We start from the raw sequence: 12,836 nt of genomic DNA on the forward strand, positions 1-12,836 counted from the left end.
TTTTTTCATTATATGCTCGTGCTCTTTTCTTTTCGCAAATGTAACCATTGTGGAGACAATAGTTTTGTTTTTGAAAGGGAATAAATTGTTAACGCGGACCAGATGAACATAAAGGACAGAAGTTGTATTTTTGAAAAATGTTCATGATAGATAAATACCCCTAATAATAAGGTTAATGTAGGTGCAATATATTGGAGAAATCCTAATAAAGATAGGGGAATTTTTTGTGCTCCTTTTGCAAAATAAAGAAGCGGCACTGCTGTTGCAACTCCAGCACCGATTAAAAGCAGATCGGTTTGGATTCCTGATGTTATAAAGGAATTGGATCCATTCATAAATAAGTAACCAATATAGATGGCGGCAACAGGTGTAACAACAAGTGTTTCTAATGTTAATCCGACTGCAAAATCAACGTTTATTAACTTTTTCGCTAAACCATACAATCCAAAGGATAGGGCCAAAGAAATGGCAATCCACGGAAACTGACCATGCGAAATGGAAATAATCAATACCCCTATTGCAGCTAAAATGAAAGAGACGTATTGATAAATAGTTAATTTTTCCTTAAGAACAATCATACCTAATAAAATACTAATTAATGGATTGATATAATATCCAAGGCTAGCTTCAATCATATGACCACTATTAACCGCCCAAATATATATGAACCAATTCACACTTATCAATAAGGAGGCAAGCGTCAGGGCATACATTTGTTTTTTATTCTTAGTGAACCCTTTAATGGTTTGAAGAAATAGCCCTAATTTTTTGGTTAGGAAGAGAATGATGATCATAAAAATAAACGACCATAAAACACGGCTCGCTAAAATTTCCTTGGCATTAACATTGTCTAAAAGTTTCCAATAAATCGGCAATAATCCCCACAGCAAGTAAGAAAAGCCGGCATAAATGACTCCTTTTTGCGTTTCAGTCTTTTTCATCTGTTTTCGAGCCCCTATTCTTTCTAGTTTCGAAATAATTTCTATTATAACTCGAAACATTGTGAAAGGGGGAATTTTTTGCTTCCAATAAAAAGCAGACGGAATTCCGCCTGCTTCCTTGAAATATTAAACTAAACTTGTTTAGCCGCCTCGAGTTCCTTTTTGCGGAGTTCAATTCGACGGATTTTCCCTGAGGTTGTTTTTGGAAGTTCACTCAAATATTCTATTTTTCTAGGGTACTTATATGGAGCTGTAAGTATTTTGACATGCTCCTGCAAGTTCTTTGTTAATTCTGGGTCCGTTGAATCAATATCCTCTTGTAAGACCACAAATGCTTTGACAATAAAGCCACGAATTTCATCAGGGCTTGCCACGACGGCGCATTCCTTAACAAATGGATGTTTAACGAGCGCATCCTCCACTTCAAATGGTCCAATTGTATAGCCTGAGCTAATGATAATATCATCACTGCGGCCTTCAAACCAGAAGTAGCCATCTTGATCCATTTTGGCTTTATCGCCTGTTACATAATAGTCACCTAGGAACTGCATTGCTGTCCTTTCTGGATCTTTATAATAATTTTTGAAAAGAGCTGGAGTTTCTACATGGACAGCAATATCGCCCACTTCTCCGACAGCACAAACCTGGCCTTCTTCGTTAATGATTTCAACTCTATTTCCAGGTGTCGGCTTGCCCATAGATCCAGACTTCAATTCCATCCCTTTTGTAACCCCTACTAGCAAGGTATTTTCAGTTTGTCCATAACCGTCACGGACATCAATATTAAAATGCTTTCTAAACGTATTAATAACCTCTCTATTTAAAGGTTCACCGGCTGAAACCGCACTATGAAGATTTGGCAATTGATAATCAGCTAAATTATCTACCTTCGCCATTAATCGATATTCGGTAGGTGTACAACAAAGGACATTGACATCATATTTTTGAAGGAGGCTCAAATATTTTTTCGGATCAAATTTTCCGTTGTAGACTAATCCTGTTCCTCCCGAGCCAAGTACCGATAGGAAGGGACTCCAAATCCATTTTTGCCAGCCTGGACCTGCAGTTGCCCAAACCGTATCACCATCTTCAATACAAAGCCACTTTGGCGCAGCTGTTTTTAAATGAGCATAGGCCCAGCCGTGCGTATGAACAACCCCTTTAGGATTCCCCGTTGTGCCGGAGGTATAGGACAAAAATGCCATATCGTCTCTAAACATATCTGCGAGCACCAATTCTTCTGATGCATCTTTCATCTCTTCGTCCAAATGAATCCAGCCTTCTTCAGGCCCCCCGATGGTAAATTTAACCAAAGCTTGTGGTGCCGTTATATTTTCAAATTGGTCAACGAATGGATAATAACTAATGATCCCCTTAACATCACCGTGTGTAATACGATACTTCAAGTCTTTTTCCTTTAACATTTCAGAGCTTGGAATGACAACCATTCCAGCTTTTAATGCGGCTAAATAAACAACATATGCTTCAATCAGACGGGGCACGATTACAAGGACCACATCGCCCCTGTTTAAACCATTCTTGGCGAAAACATTCCCAGCTTGGTTAACCTTCTTCATTAATTGCTGATATGTAACTTGTTTTGTCTCTCCAGTCTCATTCTCCCACTTCAATGCGACTCTGTTCGGTTCTTTGGCAAAACGCTCCATTTCAGAAACAAGATTATACTTTTCTGGTGCAATTAAATCTTCCCGCTTCATACTTCTCCCCCTTAACTTTTTCGTATTTATCCCACAAAATTAATTATACAAAATTATTTAAAAATTTTAAATTGTTATTCAATTAAAAATATTTTTCACTATCTTGAGCATAAAAAAGAGAGCGAAGGGAAGCCCCTCGCTCTCTGTAGCCATCGTATTAATTTTTTATTAACGAGAGAATCCGCCGCCTAATTGAGATTCAGCCATTGCTACTAGACGCTTTGTGATTTCACCACCAACAGATCCGTTGGCACGTGAAGTAGTGTCAGCTCCAAGATTTACACCAAATTCAGAAGCAATTTCATATTTCATTTGGCTTAGAGCTTGTTCAACACCAGGAACCAATAATTGATTTGAGTTGTTGTTGTTTGCCATGTGATATCACCTCCTTGTGAGTATAGAATGTGTAGAACTTAAAAGCTTCATTCTATATTACAATTGGTAATTGTTCACAAAATATTCGAATTTTACCTTTTTAAAATAATTCACTAAATTCTGAGTGCTGCTTGTCATCAGGTTTAATTACAAGTGTCTCTGTCTCTTGCACCGCTTCATGAATGAGTGGTTCGAAATCAAAGAAGCTTTCATAATGCTGAACCTTTTCCCTTTTTGGCTTTGTTTTTGGAGAAGCTGGGACAAAGATGGTACAGCAATCCTCAAACGGCCGATTCGAAATTTCAAGTGTATCAATTTCCTGTGCGATTTTAATGATATCCGTTTTATCCATCGTAATCAATGGACGCAAAAGAGGCGTATTTGTTACATCATTGATTGCGTACATACTCTCAAGCGTCTGGCTCGCAACCTGCCCGAGGCTTTCACCGGTAATTATAGCAAGACCTTCATGTTTTTTCCTAATCTCATCCGTGATTCGAAGCATCATCCTTCTCGTAGATGTCATCGAATAATTTTCAGGTACTTGTTCGCGAATTGTTTGCTGAATATCAGTAAACGGGACGATGTGCAAGGTCATCGATCCATATATTTCAGCCAGTTTTTTTGAAAGGTCAATGACCTTTTCCTTTGATCGTTCACTTGTAAATGGGGGGCTGAAAAAATGAACCGCTTCGATTTCTAGTCCCCTCTTCATTGCCATATAGCCGGCAACAGGGCTGTCAATTCCACCAGAAAGCATGAGCATGGCTTTTCCACTTGATCCAATCGGTAGTCCACCTGCCCCCTGTATGGTTTCGCATGATAGGTAAATCGCTTCTTTTCTGACTTCAATCCGTAAATTAATATCCGGATTTTTCACATCCACTTTGAGTCCAGAAATATGCTGCAACAAATGGCCGCCAAGGGTGTGGTTAATTCCGTCCGTATCCAACTCAAATGTTTTATCAGATCTTTTCGGAGTAATTTTGAAGGTTTGACCCTTCTTGTATAGGGAGCGCATCATATCAAGTGAAGTCTGTTTTAATACCTCAATATCTCTTTCCAGCTTGATGGCCGGACTAAAGGATTGGATTCCAAATATATTCTTTAATTTTCCAATAATTGCTTCGCTGCTTTCACTATTTAATAAGACATACATCCGATCACGGCTTGCTTCTACTTTAATTTTTGGGAAGGGAGCAAGAGCAAGTCTAACACTTTTTCTTAATTTTTCTACAAATTGATTGCGATTTCTTCCTTTTGTCGATATTTCACCGTAGCGAATGAGTATACGATCATATTCCATCTATTTCATAACCTTTCGTAATTGGTTTGCGGATTCTTTAAAAGCAACTAGAGCTGTCATTGCCTCTTCTCTGGTATTCTCAAATGAGAGACTAATCCGGATGGCACTTTCAGCTTGCGTTTCATGAACGCCCATTGCGAGAAGCGTTTTACTTGGTGATTTCTTTTTTGAGGAACATGCACTTGTGGTGGATACAAAGATACCTTTCCGCTCAAGTGAATGAATGAATACTTCTGATTTTATTTCCTTTAATGAGAAATTTAAAATATGGGGTGCTGCATTTTCAGTAGGTGTATGAATTTGAACACCTTCTATTTCTGCTAACCCCTTCCTGAGCAGGCTGTGGATATTCTTCATTCGTTCCATCTCTGCTTCGCCTTTCATTAATGTCATCCTAAGTGCCTTTGCCATTGCAACGGCGCCTGCCACATTTTCTGTACCGCTTCGAATCTTCCGTTCCTGATTGCCGCCAGAAAATAATGGAGCAAGTCTCACACCCTCACGGATAAAAAGGGCACCGGTGCCTTTTAAGCCATGAAATTTATGACCGGATATCGAACAAAGATCCACTCTGTTTTTATAGAAAGAAAGGGGAATCTTTCCTATTCCTTGGACTGCATCAACATGAAATAAAATCATTGGATGTTTTTTTAATAGGTCTCCAATTTCTTTAATTGGCTGAACCGTCCCCACTTCATTATTCACCTGCATAATGGATATTAAAATGGTATCTTTTCTTATCGCTTTTTCAAGATCCGAAACATTAATTCTTCCAAACCTGTCAACAGGCAAGTAAGTTATCTCAAAACCCTCCTGTTCAAGCTGTTCCATTGCGGCTCTAACTGATGGATGTTCAACACTTGATGTAATCAGGTGCCGACCCTTATTTTTATGTAATAAAGCAGATCCCTTTATCGCTATATTATTTCCTTCCGTGCCCCCGGAAGTAAAATAAATTTCAGATGGCTTTACTGTTAAGAGCTTGCTTACTTGATCCCGCGCCTGGGATAGCAGCTTCTCTGCCTGTCCCCCCATACTGTGTAGTGAGGAAGGGTTCCCATAATATTCACTAGACACCGTAACAAACGAATCTATAACGTCTTTAAACGGTTTTGTCGTTGCACTATTATCAAAATAAATCATTTTTTCTCCTCCGAACTCTTACAAAAATAAATCTTATCATAAAGACAAAAAAAAGAATAACAAAAAACCGATTCAGCTTAAAAGTGCACTGATCGGTTTTTTGTATGTGTTAAAAGAGTATAATTTTTTGAAGTCAGCGATCTGTCTAGCTCCAACGCCCAGCGGCTAGTGTACTTCCGCTTTTCTTATTATTCTGTTGCAAATGTGGCTTTTATTTTTTTCAATGCATCTGGGTCAATAACATCAAGTGTTGCAGCCGCTTGTTCTAAAGCCACTTGATATTCATAGTGTCTGAATGCCATTTCTGCTTCCAATAATCCTTTGGCTACATTTGGATATTGGCTTTTATAACGATTTCCATATTGAATGGCTTTTTCCGCTAACATCACATTTTCTAGCAGTTCTATCGTTGAATTGGTAAGTTTCTCCACCGTTAATACAGCAATTTCTAAATATTGATTGAGAGCAGAAATGTTAAGTGGCTTTTCATCAAGCTGGTATCTCACATTTTGAATACTTTCATTTGTATCCTCAAATAAATACTTATAATCTTCTGGTAAGCCAGGAACATTACTCTTAGATACGAGACGAACCGTCTCTCCAACTTTCTTGGTAAGTTCTTTAAGCTTTTCTCTTGCTTCAAATTCATCTTTCCTAAGGGCTTGAAGTTTTAAAGCGAAATCTTGCTGCCCTTCTCGGATGATATCCAACTGTTCTTTTACTTGAGCTAACTCTTCACTAACCACTGATTGTGCTGTTTCGTTTAACTTTACTTTTTCAATCAGAATCTCAAAATGTTTATAAACAGTGGAAAGTTCTTTTTCCAGCTGTCGCTGCGTTTCAAAGTCACCTTCAGATAACTGGTAGATTTCTTGAACATGAATGACTTCATTTGAAAGATGACTATTTTCCTCTTGGGCAGAAATAAGAAGTTCACTTGCTATTTTTTCATTTTTTATGACAAAATGCTTGGCGTGTACTTCTTTTTCCAATAAATCGAAAAGGACATCAATTCTTTCCTTTATTTCTTTTATACATTCTACTGCCTCATCAATCTTCGTTGCTTCTATAAGTTCTAGATTCTCAGCCAGTTTCTCTTCTAAGCGTTTGATTTCATTTTCCAAATTAATATGTTCTAAATAGTATTCTTGATCAGACATTTCACGGTATCCGTCAAGAATATCTGAAAGCTGATTTGGCAGAAGTGATTGACATTCAATTAACAGCTGTGGAATCAAGTCCATATCTTTTTTAATCATTCCAAGCTGACTATGAATCATTAAAACTACTTCACGGGCTTCAAGATAATTACCATGTTCAGTTTTCTCATCAAATTCCTGAAATTTTAGTGAAACGCCGTTGAGTTGTTCCTCTAAGCACTTTTCTGAACTGCCAAAGCTGTGACGATGGGCAAGCAGCATTTTTTTTGATTCCCGATACTGCTCTTTAAGCTCTTCAATTTCAACTCGGTTCTTTTCCTCGCTGCCAACCAATTCATGTAACTCTTCTAATATACTTTTTATTTGATCCTCAGTTTCTTGTAACTTTGCTCCAATAGCTTGCTGGACACCTTTCGCTTTACTGAATCGGTACTTATCTATGTACTCTTCGGCATCAAAAAGCAATTCTTCTAAATCAGGCAGCTGTACCGTTACCACATCGTCCCATTGATTTCGCCAGCGTTCGAATAGTTCTTCAGTTTGCCCTGTCATATTAAGCAGCTTCACTTTTGACATTTCATCCAGTACTGGACGATTCATTAAATCGATTTTCCATGCTTCCAATCGATCCATTTCCTTAAAGTACTTTTTCTTTATTAAATACCCAATTACAAATAAGGCTAGTAAAAGGATAAAAAATCCAATGAAATATTTCACAAGTAAGCCCCCTATTTCCCAAAACATTCTTTCAAATTCCAGTTTTCATGCATCTATTATAAAAAAATCTCTTAATGTTCGATTCAATGCTATTATGATACCATGTTAACGACATTTTTTGACTATTATTTTCAATTTTTTTGTAAAATAAATGAAAACTCACCAATTGCAGAGTCTGATAGGACGGTTCATGAGGCGCAGTTGAATTTATACTTTCCTATTAACTAAAAAAAAATAGCGATTGCCGCTATTTTATGACTGCACTCATTTTCATTGGTACATCCGAGCATAGTGTTTTATCAATCCACAAATTAATATCCTTTAAATATTTCTGCTCAAAAAATGGTTCATTTGGAAAGACATACAAGACTTCCCTCATATAATGTGTATTCATAAATGGCATCATCAATAATCCTTTAAGTTGAATAATTAAATAAGGAATCGAGTGAGGGCGGAATTCATTCCATTCAAAACCACGCTCAAATACTAATTGAAAATAGTATTTTTCCTTAAGTAAATAGGTTGACATGATTTCGCGAACCACTTGCGAATCCATGGACATTTCCCGATAGACAAGACTGGCTAATTTACTATTTTCACATTGATAATGAAGTAAATCTGTGACAATTCGCTTTAAACACTCCTTTGCTCCCTTGTCTATCGATGCGTAGGCTTCTTCCATTTTACTAATATACTGTTCAAAAAAATGCGTAAAGCAATATTCTAGCAGACCTGGTTTATTTTCGAAATGGTAGGCAATCGTTGCCGTATTTACTTTTGCCAGTCGGGCGATATCCCGGATTGATGTTCCAGAGTATCCATTGGACTTAAACAATGTTATAGCGGCCTTAACAATCGCTTCTTTAGCATTTTTCTTCATAATTTGTCCCCCTTCTGGTATACCCAAAAATCCCCTTACATTATAATTCTTTGTTATAACACAGATTCCTTTATGAAAAAATCGACAAAGTCTGCTCATTTTCTTGTAAATTTGATAAAATAATAAATAAAATTGTTGAAACAAAGGGGAAATACCATGTTTAACTTCGAAATGTATACTGCAAGCCGCGAGGAAAATTATAATCTTGTTAAAAAACAACTGCATGCTCTTATTCACGATGAGAACAATCAGATTGCGAATCTCAGCAATGCCAGTGCCCTTTTGAACCAATTTCTTGACCGAATTAATTGGGTCGGATTTTATTTAATGGATACGAATCAACAACTAGTATTAGGACCATTCCAAGGTCTTCCTGCTTGTGTACGAATTCCTTTGGGTAAAGGTGTATGCGGGACATCTGCTTTGAAAAAAGAAACCGTTCTTGTGGCAGATGTTCATCAGTTTCCCGGCCACATTGCTTGTGATGCAGCCTCCCAATCCGAGATAGTTATCCCTCTCATTAAAAATGAGCAGCTAATTGGAGTTCTGGATATTGATTCACCTGAAAAAAATCGTTTTGATGCACTTGATCAAAAAATGTTGGAAGAATTTGTTGAAATTTTAGTTGAACATATATAGAAAATAGCACAGAGAAATTCTCTCTGTGCTTTTTCTCTTTAGATCCTTTCCAGTGCCTGATCCAGGTCTTCTTGAATGTCCTCCCATGCTTCGAGCCCAACAGATAGACGCAGCAAGTTATCTTCAATTCCCATTTTTTTTCGTTCTTCCTCTGGAACCACGGCATGGGTCATCGTTGCAGGATGCTGAATTAATGTTTCGGCGTCTCCCAGACTTACCGCAATTTTTATTAATTGTAATTGATTCATAAACTGTTGTGCCGATACCTTGGATCCCTTTATCGTGAATGATATGAGCCCGCCTGATTGTTTCATTTGTTTTTTCGCGATCGAATAATCTTGGTGTTCTGGATCCCCAGGGAAATACACTGATTTAATTTTCGGATGACTTTTCATAAATTCAAATAACCTCTGGGCATTTTCACAATGGCGGTCCATGCGCACTGGCAGTGTTTTAATCCCCCTTAACAACAGCCATGCATCAAAAGGAGAGATAATCCCGCCAATATCTTTTTGGGTCGTCCGTGACACCTGCCTAATAAACTCCTTCTCCCCAATGACAAGACCCGCTATAACATCGCCATGTCCACAGATATATTTTGTTGCACTATGAATGACAACATTGCATCCGAGGGTAAGAGGGGTTTGTATATATGGGGAACAAAATGTGTTATCCACAACAACGGGAATCCCTTTTTTATTTGCCACCCTCGCCACCAATTCCAAATCTACCAGCTTCATTGTAGGGTTTATTGGCGTTTCAATATAGATACAAGCCGTATTAGGGAGGATTTCTTGATCTAATGCTTCTGCCGATTCCATTAAAGAAAAGTCGTGTTCAATCCCATATTTCCCTTTTAATAGTTCCAACAATCCGAAGGTACATCCGTATACTCCTTGTGAACATAGGATATGGTCACCAGTTTTTGTTAAGGCTACTAGCACTGCACTCACGGCCGCCATTCCTGACGAAAAAGCTAAGCCTGCCTCACCTTGTTCAAGGACTGCCATCCGTTCTTCCAGTATTTTCACCGTCGGATTTCCCAAGCGTGAATAAATAAATCCCTCTTCTTGCCCTGCAAACCTTCTTTCCCCTTGTTCCGCACTGGTAAATGTAAAGGTAGATGTTTGATATAACGGGGGAACTAAACTGTCTTGATGTTCGTTTGGCCAGTAGCCTGAATGAATAACTTCCGTTTCAAACCGTGATTTCTTTTTCCCCATTTTGGATTCCTCCTGTTTGAAAACGTTTTCATATTTATAATATATTATGTAGGTTGGGGGAATATAGTTAGGGCATTCAGAAATCAATGCCCTAACTAACCATTATATTGTTTCCTTGAATGACCACTTTGTTCTTCCCAGTTCCTTTAGCAATATACAACGCTTCATCAGCTCGTTTAAATAAGAAATGATAAGCATCGAGCCGTTCCTTATTCCAATAAGAAACACCACAAGACACTGTAATATGCGGGTCGGAGCATTCGGATACCTTTTTAACTAATCTTTCAGCGATGGCTGCCCCTCTGTCTAAAGGGACACCAGGAAGATAAAGGGCCAGTTCTTCCCCACCCCAGCGGGCGCCTATATCTTGCCCGCGAATATTTCGTTTAATAAGGTTTGCAACCTGAACAAGAACTTTATCTCCAACCTGATGGCCGTATGTATCATTTAATTCTTTAAAATTATCAATATCGAGGAGAATAAAGGTACCTTCTTCAATCTCTTTCATTGACCACTGGATTTTTTCATCCAAAAATTTACGGGAATGGAGCTTGGTAAGGTGGTCTGTAATTACCATATGCTCTAACTCTTCTCTGAGCATTGAATTGGTAAGCGCTAGCGATGAATGATGAACTAGTGACTGCAGGAGCTTAAATGTGTCAAAGGAAAAGAAATAAGGCTTTTGATGCATCACAATGGAGAAACCTTTTAATTTCTCGCTCTGAATCATCGGAATCGCAAGAATCGAATGAAAGCTTGTCATACTCTTTATGTTTTGGAGATTGATATCTCCTATAAATAAAGGATTTTTTTCCTTTTCGATCTTTTCCTTTATATAATCAATGTAGAGTCGGGCCTGTTTAGTGTAAAAGTATGAAGTGGAACCTGGGAGTATTTTTACATTTGCTTGTTCATTTGAGAATAAAAAAAAGCCAACTTCTTGTGCATCAATGGAAGTGATGATTTGTTCAGACATATATGTCATCGTATCAACCATGCGCAGGTTAGAATTTAAACAATGGGAAGTTTCGTTGATTAATTGTAGGTTTGAGATTTCCCTCTTTGACTGCTGATAGAGGTGGGCATTCTCCATAGAACATCCCGCAGAACCTGCCAATAATGTAAGAAACTCCACCTCATATGCAATAAATTCAGTCGTATCCGCTGCAATTATCTGCAAGACTCCATAGGTTACCTGCTTCCCTTTTAATGGGGCATAAATAATTGCATGTTTATTAGGGGAGGAATATTCAAATTGAATCTCCCCGGTTGCATATGCATTGATAGCAGCAATATTTTCACTATCATATTCAAGTTCAATAATCGGAAGGTCACTGTGGCTTTGAGTATCCTGTGAAAGCAATAAGGAAAATGAATAGTCAGGGAACACTTCCTTAAGGGCTACGCATAATTCTCCCAAGATGAGATTAACATCAAGGAACGAATGAAGTTTTTCTGTAATTTGTAGTAATTGTTTATATCTATTAACTTGCATGTGTAAATCACATTCGAGAATTTCCATATAGGTTTCACCCGATCTAATTCCAGATATATACATAGTACCCTAATTATAGTTAATTTTCAGACACTTTGGCGACATTAATTTGTATAATTTATTAACTTTATTAAAATAATCTTTCCGATAATTTTCTCCTGTATCATCATCCCCCAAAAATATTCTTGACTTTACAGGAATAAAAATTATATAATAGTCCTTGTGTAAAATATTGCAGCCTATGTGAAAACTTTATTCGTCTCATTTTATTCCTCTTAAAGGTAGATTGCCTTTAAATGATGGTGTATCTTGTAACCCTTAGCTGCTAGGGCGAAGGTGCATGAAAATAAAATGGCTTTAAAGCGTCTCATAACGGTTTTTATTTTACCAAAATAAAAACACTAAGGAGGAGTCATTCATGGCTCGTTATACTGGCTCTAGCTGGAAAATTTCCCGTCGTCTTGGAATCTCTCTAAGCGGCACAGGTAAAGAATTAGAAAAGCGTCCGTACGCTCCTGGACAACATGGTCCAAACCAACGCAAAAAGCTTTCTGAATACGGATTACAATTACAAGAGAAGCAAAAGCTTCGTCATATGTATGGCGTAACTGAGCGTCAATTCCGTAATCTTTTTGATAGAGCTGGCAAATTAAGCGGCGTACACGGTGAAAACTTCATGATTCTTCTTGAATCACGTCTTGACAACGTTGTTTACCGTTTAGGTCTTGCTCGCACTCGTCGTGCAGCTCGTCAATTAGTAAACCATGGCCACATCTTAGTTGATGGCGCTCGTGTAGATATCCCATCATACCGCTTAAAAGCTGGTCAAACAATCAGCCTACGCGAAAAATCTCGCAATCTTGATGTTGTGAAAGAAGCTGTCGAAGTTAATAACTTCGTTCCTGATTTCTTAACATTTGATGCGGACAAATTAGAAGGTACTTTCACTCGCTTACCAGAGCGTTCTGAATTACCTGCTGAAATCAACGAAACTCTTATCGTCGAGTTCTACTCACGTTAATAATAACGTGTCGTAGCCAGCAATAATAAAAACCCTAGAAATGTTGATATTACTCAACTTCTAGGGTTTTTTTATTTTTACTATGCTTTTGACCCGAACAGAGAGTAACATATTTGTTTGAATTTATTCTCATTAACCGATGGTGCTGGATGAAAACCCATAATTCCTGAACGCAGAATTATCCCCCACAAACCTCCTTATGATAGAACCCTTATTTC

Annotated in this window: 11 protein-coding genes; 2 read left to right on the forward strand and 9 right to left on the reverse strand. The window is 37.9% G+C overall.

All coding sequences use genetic code 11. From position 1 onward, the window contains the following. Positions 1–8 precede the first annotated feature (8 nt). The 7 genes from rarD to refZ form a co-directional block, all read right to left on the reverse strand. On the reverse strand, positions 9–941 hold the full coding sequence (gene rarD / locus CCK98_RS26040; protein WP_088089257.1) for an EamA family transporter RarD: 933 nt from the start codon (positions 939–941) through the stop codon (positions 9–11). A 131-nt stretch (positions 942–1,072) separates the two neighbouring features. Then, positions 1,073–2,659, reverse strand: coding sequence for an acyl-CoA synthetase MbcS (gene mbcS, locus CCK98_RS26045; protein ID WP_088089258.1), 1,587 nt, complete (start codon positions 2,657–2,659; stop codon positions 1,073–1,075). Positions 2,660–2,827: 168 nt separating this feature from the next. Then, positions 2,828–3,034, reverse strand: coding sequence for an alpha/beta-type small acid-soluble spore protein (locus tag CCK98_RS26050; RefSeq protein WP_088089259.1), 207 nt, complete (start codon positions 3,032–3,034; stop codon positions 2,828–2,830). A gap of 100 nt (positions 3,035–3,134) precedes the next feature. After that, the gene (gene thiI, locus CCK98_RS26055) at positions 3,135–4,340 is read right to left on the reverse strand and encodes a tRNA uracil 4-sulfurtransferase ThiI (RefSeq protein ID WP_088089260.1); all 1,206 of its coding nucleotides are present in this window, start codon (positions 4,338–4,340) and stop codon (positions 3,135–3,137) included. After that, the gene (locus tag CCK98_RS26060; protein WP_088089261.1) at positions 4,341–5,483 is read right to left on the reverse strand and encodes a cysteine desulfurase family protein; all 1,143 of its coding nucleotides are present in this window, start codon (positions 5,481–5,483) and stop codon (positions 4,341–4,343) included. It abuts the gene before it with no gap. 188 nt (positions 5,484–5,671) lie between these two features. After that, the gene (gene ezrA / locus CCK98_RS26065) at positions 5,672–7,360 is read right to left on the reverse strand and encodes a septation ring formation regulator EzrA (RefSeq protein WP_088089262.1); all 1,689 of its coding nucleotides are present in this window, start codon (positions 7,358–7,360) and stop codon (positions 5,672–5,674) included. A gap of 247 nt (positions 7,361–7,607) precedes the next feature. Beyond that, positions 7,608–8,240 carry a forespore capture DNA-binding protein RefZ gene (refZ, locus tag CCK98_RS26070; protein WP_088089263.1) on the reverse strand — a complete coding sequence of 211 codons (633 nt, stop codon included), beginning with the start codon at positions 8,238–8,240 and terminating at the stop codon, positions 7,608–7,610. A gap of 156 nt (positions 8,241–8,396) precedes the next feature. On the opposite strand from refZ, the gene CCK98_RS26075 reads away from it, so the two are divergent. Then, positions 8,397–8,879 carry a GAF domain-containing protein gene (locus CCK98_RS26075; RefSeq protein WP_088089264.1) on the forward strand — a complete coding sequence of 161 codons (483 nt, stop codon included), beginning with the start codon at positions 8,397–8,399 and terminating at the stop codon, positions 8,877–8,879. 38 nt (positions 8,880–8,917) lie between these two features. Here CCK98_RS26075 and megL read toward each other — a convergent pair whose 3' ends face one another. Together megL and CCK98_RS26085 are read right to left on the reverse strand one after the other, a co-directional pair. Then, positions 8,918–10,102, reverse strand: a complete 1,185-nt coding sequence (gene megL, locus CCK98_RS26080) for a methionine gamma-lyase (RefSeq protein ID WP_088089265.1) — start codon at positions 10,100–10,102, stop codon at positions 8,918–8,920. A 91-nt stretch (positions 10,103–10,193) separates the two neighbouring features. Continuing rightward, entirely contained in the window at positions 10,194–11,624 is a 1,431-nt protein-coding gene (locus CCK98_RS26085; protein ID WP_256942465.1) for a sensor domain-containing diguanylate cyclase, read from the reverse strand. 391 nt (positions 11,625–12,015) lie between these two features. Here CCK98_RS26085 and rpsD point away from each other — a divergent pair, with 391 nt between their 5' ends. After that, a complete protein-coding gene (gene rpsD, locus CCK98_RS26090; protein ID WP_088089267.1) occupies positions 12,016–12,618 on the forward strand; it encodes a 30S ribosomal protein S4 in 603 nt (200 codons plus the stop codon). Positions 12,619–12,836: the final 218 nt, after the last annotated feature.

It is taken from the genome of Bacillus sp. OV166, from assembly GCF_900177675.1.
GTDB lineage: Bacteria > Bacillota > Bacilli > Bacillales > Cytobacillaceae > Neobacillus.